The 14,858-nt window shown below is 50.8% G+C and carries 7 protein-coding genes and 2 pseudogenes; 7 read left to right on the top strand and 2 right to left on the bottom strand.

The features are described 5' to 3' along the window. Nucleotides 1-222 precede the first annotated feature (222 nt). Nucleotides 223-1,833, bottom strand: a complete 1,611-nt coding sequence (locus tag L1N85_RS20010) for a nitrite/sulfite reductase (RefSeq protein WP_235240816.1) — start codon at nucleotides 1,831-1,833, stop codon at nucleotides 223-225. Between the two features lie 285 nt (nucleotides 1,834-2,118). Between L1N85_RS20010 and L1N85_RS20005 the strand changes: the two genes are divergently transcribed. Continuing rightward, nucleotides 2,119-2,334 (top strand): hypothetical protein, encoded by a 216-nt coding sequence (locus tag L1N85_RS20005; protein ID WP_235240815.1) that lies wholly within the window; start codon nucleotides 2,119-2,121, stop codon nucleotides 2,332-2,334. 67 nt (nucleotides 2,335-2,401) lie between these two features. Here the strand turns inward: L1N85_RS20005 and L1N85_RS20000 are convergent, their stop codons facing one another. Continuing rightward, nucleotides 2,402-3,370 carry a sugar phosphate isomerase/epimerase family protein gene (locus tag L1N85_RS20000; RefSeq protein WP_235240814.1) on the bottom strand — a complete coding sequence of 323 codons (969 nt, stop codon included), beginning with the start codon at nucleotides 3,368-3,370 and terminating at the stop codon, nucleotides 2,402-2,404. 233 nt (nucleotides 3,371-3,603) lie between these two features. Here L1N85_RS20000 and L1N85_RS19995 point away from each other — a divergent pair, with 233 nt between their 5' ends. The 6 genes and pseudogenes from L1N85_RS19995 to L1N85_RS19970 form a co-directional block, all read left to right on the top strand. Beyond that, nucleotides 3,604-6,135 (top strand): U32 family peptidase, encoded by a 2,532-nt coding sequence (locus tag L1N85_RS19995; protein ID WP_235240813.1) that lies wholly within the window; start codon nucleotides 3,604-3,606, stop codon nucleotides 6,133-6,135. Between the two features lie 215 nt (nucleotides 6,136-6,350). Continuing rightward, nucleotides 6,351-7,070 (top strand): heptaprenylglyceryl phosphate synthase, encoded by a 720-nt coding sequence (gene pcrB / locus L1N85_RS19990; RefSeq protein WP_235240812.1) that lies wholly within the window; start codon nucleotides 6,351-6,353, stop codon nucleotides 7,068-7,070. Nucleotides 7,071-7,416: 346 nt separating this feature from the next. Next, a complete protein-coding gene (gene pcrA, locus L1N85_RS19985) occupies nucleotides 7,417-9,801 on the top strand; it encodes a DNA helicase PcrA (RefSeq protein ID WP_235240811.1) in 2,385 nt (794 codons plus the stop codon). Nucleotides 9,802-9,856: 55 nt separating this feature from the next. After that, nucleotides 9,857-11,008, top strand: a pseudogene (gene ligA, locus L1N85_RS19980) (NAD-dependent DNA ligase LigA); the annotation flags it as partial. A gap of 628 nt (nucleotides 11,009-11,636) precedes the next feature. Continuing rightward, a complete protein-coding gene (locus tag L1N85_RS19975; protein ID WP_235240810.1) occupies nucleotides 11,637-13,433 on the top strand; it encodes a reverse transcriptase/maturase family protein in 1,797 nt (598 codons plus the stop codon). A 104-nt stretch (nucleotides 13,434-13,537) separates the two neighbouring features. Next, a pseudogene (locus L1N85_RS19970) lies at nucleotides 13,538-14,392 on the top strand (helix-hairpin-helix domain-containing protein); the annotation flags it as partial. Between the last annotated feature and the right edge of the window lie 466 nt (nucleotides 14,393-14,858).

The raw sequence follows: 14,858 nt of genomic DNA, 5'->3' as shown, positions 1-14,858 counted from the left end.
TGAGCAGATGGGATAATGGATCAAAGAGTTTGAAAGTAGGGTGGTATCCTGCAAAAAAACGTTAATTACCTTTACCAGAGGCGAGCGACGTGTTTGGGCCGGCTCGTAAGCGTAAGGGAAAGGAATTCCATAAAATTGATTGGTTGTAAACATACAAAAAACCGCTGCGGTCTAGTGCGAGAGCATAGACAAACAGCGGTTTTTATTGTTTATTGATTGTGGTTATACAGCCAAAATTGAAGTCAGCTTTTCTTGGAATGCAGGGACGCCTACACGTCTTACGAATGCATTAAAGGTTTCTTCCGGATTGCGCTGAGCCTTGTAGAACTCGATCAATTGCTTTAGTACATCGCCGATGTTGTCGCCTTTGACACGGCCTTTAAGCGGCGAGTTGAATTGGGCATTAGGCCCAAGAATACCACCGACAGCGATATCAAACGCGTCAACCATACCTTCAGGCGTTTTGATAAGCGAGCCTTGAAGGCCGATATCCGCGATATGCTTCTGACCGCACGCATTCGGGCAGCCAATGAAGTGAATGCGGATCTTCTCGTCCAGCTTTACGTTTTCATCCAAGTAATTCGCAACGATGCGCGCGCGTTCCTTTGTCTCAACGACAGCAAGGTTACAGAATTCGTTGCCCGTGCAAGAAACCGTACGGCTCATGAAATGTTCAGGGTTAGGCGTCAAACGTTGAAGAACAGGTGCTGCGAGCACTTCTTCTACTTTATCGTCTGGAATGCCGGCAAGCAAAATGTTTTGCGACATCGTTGTGCGAACCTTGCCGTCGCCGTATTTCTCGGCTAGATCGGCTAACTGCTCGAGCTCATCCGAGTTCGTGCGGCCTACAGGCACGTTAAGACCGATGTAGTTCAAGCCTTCTTGCTTTTGCGGGTGAACGCCGTCGAAATAAGCGGCTTGCCAGCCAACGGTTTTATCTTCGCCTCTTGATGGCATTTCGCCGATAATTTCTGTAAGCTTCTCGAGAAATTTTTCCGGACCCCAATCCGCAACCAGATATTTTAGACGCGCTTGATGACGCTTCTCGCGGTAGCCGTAATCGCGGAAAATCGTAGTAACGCCAATGGAAACCTTCAGCACATCTTCAGGGCGCACAAAAATATCGATCGGCTTTGCCATGTGCGGCTTAGCTGACAGACCGCCGCCAACCATAATGTGAAAACCGATTACTTCTTCTCCATCAATTACTTTGGTCGCCGGAATATAAGCAAGGTCATTGATTTCCGCCAAAGCGTTGTTATAGACATTGCCAGAGATGGACATTTTATATTTGCGGGGCAAATTTGAGAAATCACGATTCATTAAGTAAAAATCGTTTACTTCATTTACAATATCAACCGTATCGATGAGCTCGTCTTTATCAATGCCTGCCAGCGGATTGCCGACAATCGTACGCGGGCAGTCGCCGCAAGCTTCAAAGCTGTATAGACCAACTTGCTCTAAACGGTTAAAGATATCCGGCAGGTCTTCGACTTTAAGCCAATGGTATTGAATCGCTTGACGAGTCGTAACGTCGATGAGGTCACGGCCATAATCGCGTCCGATGGAAGCGATCATACGCGCTTGAGCAGCTGTCATAATACCGGTGTTGATACGAATACGCATCATGAAATGGCCGTCGCGCGGCTTTTGCTCATACACGCCCGCCCATTTGAAACGATTCATGTCATCTTCCGGAATGGAGGAGTAGCCCTCCTTGGAATATTTCTCGATAATGGTGCGAATAACGTCGAGGCCGTCCTTTTCCATCTTAACAAATTCGAATTTATTCAATTTGGATGTATCGTTCATCCAAACAGCTTCATAAGCCATGAGTGTTATCCCCCTTGTGAATGGCATCCATACCATTAAATTCCGACGAACTAGGTATGAATATACTATGTTGATGGTAACATATTTTAGATGCAGCTACAATGACTGAGAGCAGGCTACTAATAAGACTTTATTATGTGAATCATTTAGAAATATTATATTGCGGCGATTTTCAGGAAATCGTGACAAAGTTGTTACGATTCGAGTTTTGGACTTGCGTCTGCAGCAACTTATAGCTAACATATAATATTATAGGCTACGTGCGAATTAAAAGGAGGTCCCTTCATGTTTTTAGCAGAAGAAGCAGTTCAAGAAGTAAGTAAAATCGGAACTTTCGACTGGTTCATGCTTGCGTTTACCGTGCTGATTGCAATCGGTTTCGTTCGACTGCTGAGCGCTCGTCCGAAAAAGAATCTGTTCGCGATTGGATTCACGGCCGTATCGCTTGGATTGTTCCTGTTGATCGACTTCATTATGATCACTAAAGTATGGTTGGCATAGACCATTCAAATTGCACAAGAAAGAAGGTCTGGCGGACATGTCCGCCAGACCTTCTTTCTTGTGCTTATTATACCCACCACATCTCGCCAAGCGGCTCGCGGATAAGAATTTGCTGCAGATTTTGAACGGCTTTGGTGAAGCCCTCGTCAACGGACATCAAGCCGTCTTCATGCTCGATGCTGACAACGTAGTCGTAGCCGACCAAACGCAGGGCGCTAAGGATGTCAGCCCATATCTTCAGATCATGTCCGTAGCCGACAGTACGGAACTGCCACGCGCGGTCAAGCATAAGCGCATAGGATTGCATATCCGTTACGCCATGATGATTGACGTTGATTGGATCAATTGTCGTATCCTTCGCATGGAAGTGGTGAATCGCGCCGGCGCGTCCAAGAATATGTACCGCTTGTACCGGATCGATGCCTTGCCACCACATGTGGCTCGGGTCAAGATTGGCGCCGATCGCATTGCCGGCCGCTTCGCGCAGGCGAAGCAAAGTCGCCGGGCTGTGCACGGAGAAGCCGCCATGCAGCTCAAGACCGATTTTTACGCCGCCAGCTTCAGCCAGCTTTCCGATCTCGGACCAATATGGAATAACTTTCGCTTCCCACTGCCATTTCAATATATCCTGGAAATCGTTCGGCCAAGGCGCTATAGGCCAATTTGGATATTTCGCATCCTCATGGTCGCCCGGGCAGCCGGAGAACGTGTTCACGACCGCTACCTCAAGACGGTTAGCGAGCTCGATCGTTTTGCGGATAACCTCGTCATGCTCGGTGGAAATGGCCTTCTGCGGGTGAAGCGGATTAGCGTGGCAGCTAAGTGCGCTGATCATCAAACCGCGTGATTCCACTGCTTGCTTAAACGCTTTCAGCTTACCTTCGTCAGCAAGCAATCCATCCAAATCGCAGTGCGCATTTCCCGGATAACCGCCTGTTCCGATCTCAATCGCATCAAGCCCTTTGGAGGCAATATAGTCGAGCGCTTCCTCGAACGGCTTTTGTGCAAAAAGAACGCTGAATACACCTAATTTCATATACTTCGTTACCTCCCGAATCCATCAAATGGATTGATTTAGCATTCTCTCCTAGTATAACACTTCTGCAAAAGGAACACATAACCGAAATCACATTTAGCAAAATCGCATAATAACAAAACAAAACTAGCATGAAGAGTGCAAGCTGGCAGTAATGGGTGGTGGATTAGACCGTCGCGGTTTGTTACACTAGTGAAAGCATGTTTCAAGAATGTGAGGGATTGATCGTTCAGATGACTTCTACAATAGTAAGATCGGATATAGAGCTGCTGGCTCCGGCCGGCGATTGGGATTGCATGCGGGCGGCTGTGGCGAACGGCGCCGATGCGATATTTTTTGGCGTGGAGAAGTTTAACGCCCGCGCCCGTGCGAACAACTTCCGCAGCGAGGAGCTGCCGGAAATTATGGCATTTCTTCATACGTACGGTGTGAAAGGCTTTTTAACGTTCAACATTCTCGTGTTTGAAGATGAGCTGCGGGACGCGCAGAAGCTGATTGAAATGTGTATCGATGCAGGTGTGGATGCCGTAATCGTGCAGGATTTGGGACTGGTAAAGCTTATTCGCGAGCTGTCGCCGGACTTCCCGATTCACGGCTCGACGCAAATGACGATCACTTCCCCCGAGGCGGTGGAGTTCACGAAGCCGTTCGGCCTTGAGCGGGTGGTGCTCGGACGGGAAAATAACCTGAAGCAAATCCGGACGATCGGCGAGCAGGCGAAGCTGCCGATGGAGGTATTCGTGCATGGCGCGTTATGCGTATCGTACTCGGGACAGTGCCTCACTTCAGAAATGTGGGGAGGCCGCTCCGCGAATCGCGGCGAATGCGCGCAGGCTTGCCGGCTGCCGTACGATCTGATGGTCGACGGCGAGGTGCAGCCGATGGGAGACATCGCGTATTTGCTGTCGCCGAAGGATTTGGCGGCGATCGATATTGTGCCGGAGCTCATCCAGGCGGGCGTCACGTCCTTTAAAATCGAAGGGCGTCTCAAAAGCCCGGAATATGTCGCGAATGTCGTGAGCAAGTATCGGCGCGCGATCGATAAATATTTCGACGGCGACCTGTCGAAGCCGTCGGCGGAGGAGGTGCGTGAGCTGCAGCAAAGCTTCTCGCGCGGCTTCACGCACGGTTTCCTGTCGGGAACGAACAACAAGCAGCTCGTAGAGGGCACGTTCCCGAAAAGCCGTGGCGTCTACCTCGGCCGGGTAGAGCGCATCATGCGCGATGCGGTTACGCTGCGCATCGAAGCGCCATTGAAGCGCGGCGATGGCATTGTGTTTGACGCAGGCGATCCGACGAAGAAGGAAGAGGGCGGCCGCGTCTATGATATACGACGTCAGGGCGTCAAGATCGAAGGCGAAGCTCAGGAAGGCACGCTGATTGAATTGGTAGCGGGGCGTGATGACGTTGACTTGCGCAAGGTCCACGTCGGCGACCGCGTATGGAAGACGAGCGATCCGGCACTGGACAAGCGTCTGAGAGCGACGTTCGAAACGGATAAGCCGTATCGCGTATTTCCGCTTCATGTCCGCGTCACCGGCGCGCTCGGACAACCGATGCGTACCTGGTGGACGGATGTCCAGAAGGGGACGACCATAGAGGTGGTCTCCGAGCTTGAGCTGGAGCAAGCGCAGAAGCGTCCAATGGACGCGGCTCTGCTTGAGGACCAGTTGGGCCGTCTTGGAGGCACCGTATATCAGCTGGATAAGCTGGAGGTCGATCTGCAAGGAGACCTCATCGTACCGATCCGCGAGCTGAACCGGCTGCGCCGCGAAGCGGTCGAGCTGTTAACCGGCGAGCGTCCGAAGCCGCCTGTATATGTGAAGCGCGAGGTCGATGCGCGCGCGGATGCGTTCGAAGGCGGAGCGGCGCAGAAGGATATTTTGGCGCCGCGTAGCGGCAAGGACGCCAAGCTGACAGCGTTATGCCGCAGCCTTGAGCAGGTGCAGGCGGCGGCGAAAACCGACGTTGCCTGCATTTATGCCGATTTTGAATTCATTAAGCAGTTTCCGGCAGCGGTAGCAGCTGCTCGCGAAGCGGGCAAACCGATCGCGCTGGCGACGCCGCGCATTCATATGCCGGGGGAAAACGGCTATCACGTGAATATTTTGAAGCTGCAGCCTGACGCGGTTCTCGTCCGCAACACAGGCGCGCTTTACTATTATCTGCGCGCCCGGGCGGAGAACCCGAATAAGCCGTTTCCGAAGCTGATCGGCGATTTCTCACTGAACGTCGCGAACCATAAAGCAGTAAACTTGTTTACTGAGGTTGGGCTTGATCTCATTACGCCGTCGTACGACCTGAACATTCAGCAAATGGTCGATTTGCTCGAAAGTTCGGATACGTCGAAGCTGGAAGTTGTTATCCATCAGCATTTGCCGATGTTCCATACGGAGCATTGCGTGTATTGCACCTTCATGAGTGAAGGTACGGACTTCACGAATTGCGGCCGTCCATGCGAGGAGCAACGCGCTTCCCTGCAGGATCGGATCGGCATGGCGCATCCCGTTCGCGTCGACGAAGGCTGCCGCAATACGGTATACAACGCGATCGAGCAGTCGGGAGCGGAATATATCCGCAATTTCGTCGGACTTGGCGTATCCCATTTCCGCGTCGAATTTCTGGAGGAAACGCCGGATAAGGTGCTCGAGGTGCTGTCGCTCTACCGCGATGCGCTCGACGGCCGCATTAACGGCACGCAGGTTTGGCGCAGCCTGAAGGCGATCAACCAGCTAGGCGTAACGCGCGGCCAACTGGTGAAGTAAGAAGCCTGACTTCGTAACAGCTATGATGCACCGTTATCTCTGAGAATGGGGAGAGCGGTGCATTTTTACTGTAAACGGCATGATTGAAGCTAAAGGCAAAGAAAAAGCTAGATTAAATGGGAGCGTTTGACATGGTATTCTCTCTGGCATAGCATAGAGGAATAACCTCATAATGAGTATTCTATTTTTTGTGATAAAGCGAGGCTTGATCTTTAATGAGTGAGAGATGGTTTTCCGGCTGGAGGCATGTGTTTAAGCTCGACCCGGATCGGACAATAACCGACGAGGCGCTCGATGCGATATGTACGTCAGGGACCGATGCGATAATCGTTGGAGGCTCCAGCGGCATAACTTTTGAAAATACGGTCGACCTTATGGCACGCATTCGCAGATATGCGGTAGATTGCGCGCTTGAGGTGTCCACCCTGGAGGGTGCCGTCCCCGGCTTTGACGGTTATTTCGTGCCCCTCGTTCTTAACACGAACCGGGCAGAATGGATTAACGGGCGGCAAACCGAAGGGCTGAAGGAGTACGGCACCTTCGTCCCCTGGGAAGAGACAGCAGCTCAAGGCTATATTATTCTGAACGCAGAGGCGACAGCGGCAAAGCTGACCGGGGCGCAGACCGAGCTTGGCGAAGACGAGCTGATCGCTCATGTCCGGATGGCCGACCGTCTCATGCAGCTGCCGGTTATCTATTTGGAATACAGCGGCCGATTCGGAGATATGCAGCTTGTGAAGCGGGCGCGCGGGGCGGTCGTTAACGCGCAGCTGTTCTATGGCGGCGGCATCGACGATGCCGACAAAGCGCGGCAAGCGGGGGAAGCAGCTCATACCGTCGTCGTCGGCAACGTTATTTATACGGATCTTACGGCTGCGTTATCCACTGTAGCAGCTGTACAGAAAGCGCCGCGAAGCGGCCTGCATACAAAGTAGTTTGGTACAAAATCGCGCGGCGCATCATGAGGGACATACCTTTGTTATGATGAGCTGCGCTATTTTTTTGGAGCCGGAAGAGGGGGTGAGGCTAAGGCCTCATGCATATGATTAGCTAAATATCGGATAATGTGTTTTTCTCTTCTTTGCTCCACTATCCCGTCAGCTCAGTAACGTTCATTAAGGATTCGCCGTATACGTTTTATTTGCCGCGATTGAGTCATGTGTATAGGCTAGTTGATGAATGGGATTGTAGTGTGTTTTTTTGGCCTTGTAAATTGACACGGGGGGTGGTCGTTGTCTACACTTAGAGGAGGCGAACATATGCGAACAAAGGAGTCGGAGCATGTTGAATCAAATGGGCATCGAGCAAGCGGTGCAGAAGCTTAATCCGCCGCAGCGGGAGGCCGTTTTGGCAACTGACGGGCCATTGCTGATTATGGCCGGTGCGGGCAGCGGTAAGACGCGCGTGCTGACGCATCGAATAGCTTACTTAATAGAGAAGAAGCGTGTAGCGCCATGGAGCATATTGGCCATCACCTTTACTAATAAAGCGTCACGGGAAATGCAGGAACGCGTAAGCGCACTGGTCGGTCCATCGGGCAGGGACATATGGGTATCGACCTTCCACTCCATGTGCGTGCGTATTCTTCGCAGAGACATCGATCGGATCGGCTTCACGTCTAGCTTTTCGATTTTGGACTCGTCAGACCAGCTTTCGGTCATTCGCAATTGTATGAAGGATATGAATATCGATACGAAGAAATTCGAGCCGAAGGCTGTGCAAGCCGCGATTAGCGGCGCAAAGAACGAGCTGATCTCGCCGGAGCAGTATGAGCAGAAGGTCGGGGATTATTTTCAGGGCATCGTGGCCCAGGTGTTCACGAAATATCAGAAGCGGCTGAGAAGCAACAACTCGCTCGATTTCGACGACCTGATCATGATGACGATTCAGTTATTTAAGGATGTACCAGAGGTGCTTGATTTTTATCAAAATAAGTTCCGTTACATCCACGTCGATGAGTATCAGGATACGAACCGGGCGCAGTACATGCTGACCCGCATGCTTGCGGACAAGCATCATAATATATGCGTAGTCGGCGACAGCGACCAGTCGATTTACCGTTGGCGCGGCGCCGATATTACGAATATTTTGAATTTTGAGGGAGACTACCCCGAAGCTCGGACGATTATGCTGGAGCAAAATTATCGTTCGACCGCGAATATTCTTGATGCTGCGAATGCGGTCATCAAGCTTAATACCGGACGGAAGCCGAAGAAGCTGTGGACGGATCAGGGCGCGGGCGATTTGATTTCCTTGTATCAAGCTGATTCAGAGCATGAGGAAGGCTATTTCGTGACGGGCGAAATTCGCAAAAACGTGAATAAGAGCTATAAGTTTGCCGATCATGCGATTTTGTACCGTACGAATGCACAGTCGCGGGTAATTGAGGAAATACTGATAAAATCGGACATTCCTTATCAAATTGTAGGAGGCATTAAGTTCTACGACCGCAAAGAGATCAAGGATCTGCTCGGCTATTTGAAGCTCGTCTCCAATCCGGATGACGATATTAGCCTGCAGCGTATCATTAATGTACCGAAGCGGGGAATTGGAGATACGACGGTTGGAAAGCTCGCGGATGAAGCGGCAAGACGGGGGACCTCCATCTATAGAGTATTGAATGATCTGGGCGATGTAGAGGTGAATGGCCGGACCCGAACTCTGCTTAGGGAATTTCACGATATCATCGACAACCTGACGAGAATGGTCGATTATTTGTCGGTGACGGAGCTGACCGAGAAGGTGCTGGAGCTTTCACAATACAGACTGGAGCTGCATCAGGAGAACACGCTCGAGTCAAAGGCCCGACTCGAAAATATTGAGGAGTTTCTGTCGGTGACGATGGATTTCGAGAAACGGAACGAAGACCGGACGCTCGTATCCTTCTTGACGGATTTGGCTTTGATCGCGGACATCGATTCCATGAACAAGGATGAAGAGGATGCCGAGAAGAACAAGGACGCTGTCGTGCTTATGACGATGCACAGCGCAAAGGGGCTTGAGTTCCCGGTCGTGTTCATTATCGGCATGGAGGAGAGCGTATTCCCGCACAGCCGGGCGCTGGCCGACAACGAGGAGCTCGAGGAGGAGCGCCGCCTCGCTTACGTAGGTATTACGCGCGCGGAGAAGCGCTTGTACTTGACCTGCGCCCGGATGCGGACCCTGTTCGGCCGCACGAGCAGCAACATGCCCTCGCGCTTTCTGCAGGAAATTCCGGAAAGCGTGAGGGAAGGCGTCTCGGCCGGCGGCGGCTATTCCCGCGCGATCGGCCGAAGCGGCACAAGCGGCGGCGGAGCTGCTGCGCAGAGCGCCGCCGGCCGCTTAGGCGCAGGGCGCACGCCTGCAAGCGGCGCGCCTGGCGCGGGCGGCCGTTCCCCGGGAATCGGGGGAACGGGACCGGCCGCGATGGGCGGCAGCGGCGGCGTGCGGGTGAGCACGCCGATGCAGGATGCCGCTCGGGCGGCCCAGGGCAGCGGTGCGGCGGGCGATGCCGCCGACTCCCGCGATTTTGCTGCCGGTGACAGAGTTTCGCACGGCAAATGGGGCATAGGCGTCATCGTATCCGTCAAGGGGACGGGCAAGGACATGCAGGTAAATGTCGCGTTTCCCGCGCCGGTAGGGATCAAGCCCTTGCTTGCAGCCTTTGCGCCGATAACGAAAGTGTAGCGTTAATCAGTTATTTTTGGACGAATAGAAGGAGGAGCCTCCCGTGAACGCTCAGATGGAACGGATGCAGCAGCTTGCTGCGATTATTACGGAGCATAACTATCGCTACTATACGCTCGATCAGCCTGCGATAGACGATGTGGATTACGACAAGCTCTACGATGAGCTTGTCGCATTGGAGACGGCTTCCGGCATTGTTTTGCCGGATTCGCCAACGCAGCGGGTGGGCGGTGAGCTTCTGGGAGGGTTTGAGCCTTACAAACACCGCGCTCGCTTATGGAGCCTCGATAAGGCGCAGGACAATGAAGATTTGCTCGCATGGAACACCCGTCTGCTTAAAGCTGTCGCGGATTATAACGCAAAACATCCGGACAAGGAGCCGCTTCCTCAGCCGGCCTATGTGGTCGAGCTGAAATTCGATGGTCTGACGCTGAATCTTACCTATGAGGACGGGCAGCTCGTTCAAGCGGCGACCCGCGGCAATGGTACGGTCGGGGAAGGCATTTTGCAGCAGGTGAAAACGATTCGCTCGGTACCGCTAACGATTCCTTTTACAGATGGCATCATTGAGGTGCAGGGTGAAGGCATCATGCAGCTATCGGTACTGGCAAAATATAACGAGACAGCGGCCGAGCCGCTTAAGAACGCACGCAATGCGGCGGCCGGCGCACTCCGGAACTTGAATCCGAAGGTCACGGCGGAACGGAAGCTGAATGCTTTCTTCTATAATATCGGCTTTGCCGACGGCGCAGCATTTGCGGATCATCGCGAAATGCAGCAGTTTTTGCATGACAATCGCTTCAAAGTGAACCCGTATGTGACCTATCATCATACGATCGAGGAGGTGCAGGCCGAGCTGGCGCTAGTGACCGAGAAACGGGAGCAGCTGGATTTTCTGATTGACGGTGCAGTTGTGAAGGTTGTCGATATGAGGACACGCGAGGCGCTGGGTTACACGGATAAATTTCCCCGCTGGGCGGTTGCCTTCAAGTTCGAAGCGGAGGAAACGACGACGGTGCTGGAATCAGTATCGTGGGAGGTAGGCCGCACGGGCAAAATAACGCCGGTAGCCAGGGTTGAAGCGGTCGAGCTGGCAGGCGTTACCGTGCAGAACTGTACGCTCAACAATATAGGAGACATCGAGCGCAAAAACCTGAAGTTTGCATTAGGCACGCTTGTTACGATTCGCCGTTCGAATGATGTCATTGTGCGCCCATAAAGGCGCTTCAGCAGAATCTGCTTTGCAAGCAGCAGGCGAACCATCAAAGCCTGTCACCAGCCAACTTATCTTGGAGGGAAACCGAAGAGGGAGTGTAGCATGTTGGTCAAAGCACTAAGTCGCCTAACTACCAGGGCGCTACTGAAGTGCAAGGTGAAAAGTTACAGACGAGGATGAAAGTTGAATTACTTGAATGCCAGTCCAAGCAGGGTTAACGTTCCCTCCGACCAGGTAGGCGCAAAAGTCGGACAGCTGAAATACGCCGATCGAAATAACATTGGTGTATAATGGATTAACTATCGGGATGACATAGTTAATCAGATGGTCAAAAGCTGGGCAAGCTCAATCAGAGATTAAAGGACGAACGGCACATCCGACACTGTAACGCGCATGTCTCTGAAGCGTAAATGGGGATTACCTAAATCGGGAGTTAATGAAGCCCGATACGGTAACAGAGTCCTCGTAGTAGTCCGAGGTGGTAGGGTGGAACAATGGATGCATGGTGACATGTCTTCTCCACTCGAACGGGGGCAGCGCCCTTAGGGAGAACCCACTACATGGCGAAGGGGGACAGCTTTGTCCAGTTTAATACGAAATGGAAAGGGGCGTGAGGCTCTTGAGAATTCCAGAAGTCGTGTTAAACAGTCTATCTTCCAAATCAAGAGATAAGGAATATAAATATCGCGACTTGTACAGGAACCTGTACAATCCCGAGTTTTACCTGAGAGCGTACCAGAAGGTTGCCCCTAAAGAGGGCAACATGACGGCGGGAACGGATGGACAAACCATCGATGGCATGAGTACAAAAAGAATCAACGACCTCATCTCTAAAATAAAGGATGAATCGTACCAGCCGAATCCCGCAAGGAGAAAGTATATCGACAAGAAAAACGGCGGTAAAAGACCGCACGGTATACCCTCCATGGACGACAAACTCGTTCAAGAAGTCGCTAGAATGGTGCTGGAAGCTATCTATGAAGGTAGTTTCAAGGACTCCTCGCATGGTTTCAGGGCAAACAGAAGCTGTCACACAGCACTTAAGCAAGTTAAGAATCTGTTTACCGGAATAAGGTGGTTTGTAGAAGGAGACATTAAAGGATTTTTCGACAACATCGACCATTCTACGCTAATCGAAATCTTAAGAAAACGAATCGAAGATGAGAAGTTTATCCGGTTAATTTGGAAATTCCTTAGAGCAGGATACATGGAAGACTGGGAATTTCACGGCACCTACAGTGGGACACCACAAGGAGGTATCGTGAGCCCGCTCTTGGCAAATATATACCTGAATGAATTTGACAGGTATATGAGCAACTACCAGAAGGAATTCAACGCTGGTAAAGAGCGAAAGAGGAATCCTGAATATCGGCTTATCGAAAGCAGACGAAGATCATATCAAAGGACGCTGGAGAAGAACAAGGAAATTTGGGACGAAGCCAAAAAGGCGGAGTACATCGAAGAAATAAACCGGATAAACGAAAGAATCAAGGTCATTCCAGCCTTACACCCGATGGATGAAGAATTCAGAAGATTTGTCTACGTAAGATACGCGGACGACTTCTTGATTGGAATCATTGGTTCTAAGCAGGAATCGGAAAAGGTCAAAGCAGATGTGGGCAAGTTCCTTAAGGATAGGCTTAAACTGGAACTCTCCATGGAAAAGACCCTGATCACTCACTCATCAAAGTTCGCAAGATTCTTGGGGTATGGCATCTCGGTTCAAAGAGATGAATCGTTTAGCAAATTCGGGAGAACTAGAAACTACAAACCATATCTCCTTCTTCCCAAGGATGCTTGGGAAGGAAAGCTTAGAAGCTTAGGGGCATTGGTTACCAAAGTAGACAGTACGTGGAGATCCATCCACAGACGGTACTTGATCGATAACGACGACCTTGAGATCGTCAGTATCTATAACTCGGAAATAAGAGGGTTATACAACTATTACCGACTTGCTAACAATGTCAGTGTCCTTAACCAATTCCATTACATCATGGAATACAGCATGTATAAGACATTCGCGAGTAAATACCAAATCTCTGTTCGTCAAATTCTTGACAAATACAAGATTAATGGGAAATTCGCGGTAAAATACATGACAAAGAAGGGCGAGAAGATTAGATTCTTTTTCAACGAAAGCTTCTCGAGACACGAGAACCCGATTGCAGATCCAGACGTTGACAAAGAACCTAACACACTGATCTATTCAGGCAGATCGAGTTTAGTTGTACGATTGCTGGCAAATAAATGCGAATGGTGCGAAGCTGAAACCGAACTCGAAATGCACCACGTAAGAAAACTCAAGGACTTGAAAGGTAAGGCGAAATGGGAACAATTTATGATTTCGAGAAGGAGAAAGACTCTCGCTATCTGTAGAAAGTGTCACGATGACTTACACGCCGGAAGATTAGATTGACAAGGTGGCGAGCCGTATACTCTGAGAGGAGTACGTACGGTTCTGGAGGGAGTCTTTGGAAACCTACCGCAAATATGCGGCAAGGCGCCGGGGGCTTACCTCATCCCGAAATATTAGGCAAGGCAGACGAGGAACCGGGTACCCAAATCGTCTTTCCAACCGCTTGTCCATCCTGCGGAACCGAGCTGGAGCAGCGAGGCGCTCATCTTTTCTGCAATAATAAGCTTGGCTGCCAGCCGCAAATTATCGGGCGAATCACTCATTTCGCTTCACGGGATGCGATGGACATCGATACGTTCAGCGTGATGACAGCGGAACAGCTATATAAGGATTGCGAGGTTCGTGATCCGGCGGATCTCTATGCGTTGACGTTTGACGATCTCATCAAGCTGGAACGCTTTGGGGAGAAAAAGGCGCGTAAGCTGCTTGATGCGTTCGAGAAGTCCAAGGACCGCGAATTGGCATCCTTCTTATTTGCGCTTGGCATCCCGAATACAGGTAAGGCCACGACCAAAATGCTGGCCGAACACTATGGAAATTTGGATCTGATCATGCAAGCGCAAGCGGAGGATCTGATCGCTCTCCCTGATGTCGGCGGCATTGTGGCTGATAGCATTGTGAACTATTTTAACGATCCAATTATCGCAGCCAGCATAAAACGTATGCGCGAGCTTGGCGTGAAGGCCGAGGCTGAGCAGCAGCCGGTTGTTAGACAGAATAGCGTGTTCAGCGGCAAGACGGTCGTTCTAACGGGTACCTTGCCTACCATGTCCAGGGACGAGGCGGGCAAAAAACTCGAAGCCTGTGGCGCCAAGATTTCAGGGAGCGTCTCCAAAAAAACGGACTTCGTCATTGCCGGTGAAAGCGCCGGAAGCAAGCTGACGAAGGCGCGCGAGCTTGGCATAACGGTCATTGAAGATGAGAGCGAGCTGCTGCGTCTATTAGGAGAAACGGTTTAATAACTGATTTATGTAAAAGAATGGCCCCTGCATTCGATGCGGGGGCCATTTATGATAAATTAGGAAATGATGCGGTTGAAATAAGTGTTCTTCAAGCAGTGAGTAGAAGCAAATGTGTCGCAAAAAAATGTAATTTTTTTCAACTTGCATTGTTGTTGGCCAAATGATATATTATTTCTTGTCGCTTCTGAGGCATCGGGAAACAACGATACGAATCAATAGCAAATGTAAAACAAGCTGTTGACAACGCCAAATGAAGATGATACCATAGTTTCTTGTCACGACAAAATGTGACAGCAAGTTCTTTGAAAACTGAACAAATGGATCACGTCAAAATCCGACAATGTTTTAAAATAGCTAGTTAAGTTTTTGAGCAAGTCAAACACATGAAGCTTTTCTCATCGACATCGCGTCGATGCGAAAACTTCCATTTGGAGAGTTTGATCCTGGCTCAGGACGAACGCTG

The organism is Paenibacillus alkaliterrae (assembly GCF_021532375.1).
GTDB classification, from domain to species: Bacteria; Bacillota; Bacilli; order Paenibacillales; family Paenibacillaceae; genus Pristimantibacillus; species Pristimantibacillus alkaliterrae.
The sequence above is the reverse complement of the archived record's forward strand: the minus strand, read 5'-3'. Positions and strand labels throughout refer to the sequence as shown.

Excerpts from the sequence above, each read along its gene's own strand:
- pcrA (WP_235240811.1), top strand. The coding sequence starts at position 7,417 with ATGTTGAATCAAATGGGCATCGAGCAAGCGGTGCAGAAGCTTAATCCG.
- L1N85_RS20010 (WP_235240816.1), bottom strand. The coding sequence starts at position 1,833 with ATGGCTTATGAAGCTGTTTGGATGAACGATACATCCAAATTGAATAAA.
- L1N85_RS20005 (WP_235240815.1), top strand. The coding sequence starts at position 2,119 with ATGTTTTTAGCAGAAGAAGCAGTTCAAGAAGTAAGTAAAATCGGAACT.
- pcrB (WP_235240812.1), top strand. The coding sequence starts at position 6,351 with ATGAGTGAGAGATGGTTTTCCGGCTGGAGGCATGTGTTTAAGCTCGAC.
- L1N85_RS20000 (WP_235240814.1), bottom strand. The coding sequence starts at position 3,370 with ATGAAATTAGGTGTATTCAGCGTTCTTTTTGCACAAAAGCCGTTCGAG.
- L1N85_RS19995 (WP_235240813.1), top strand. The coding sequence starts at position 3,604 with ATGACTTCTACAATAGTAAGATCGGATATAGAGCTGCTGGCTCCGGCC.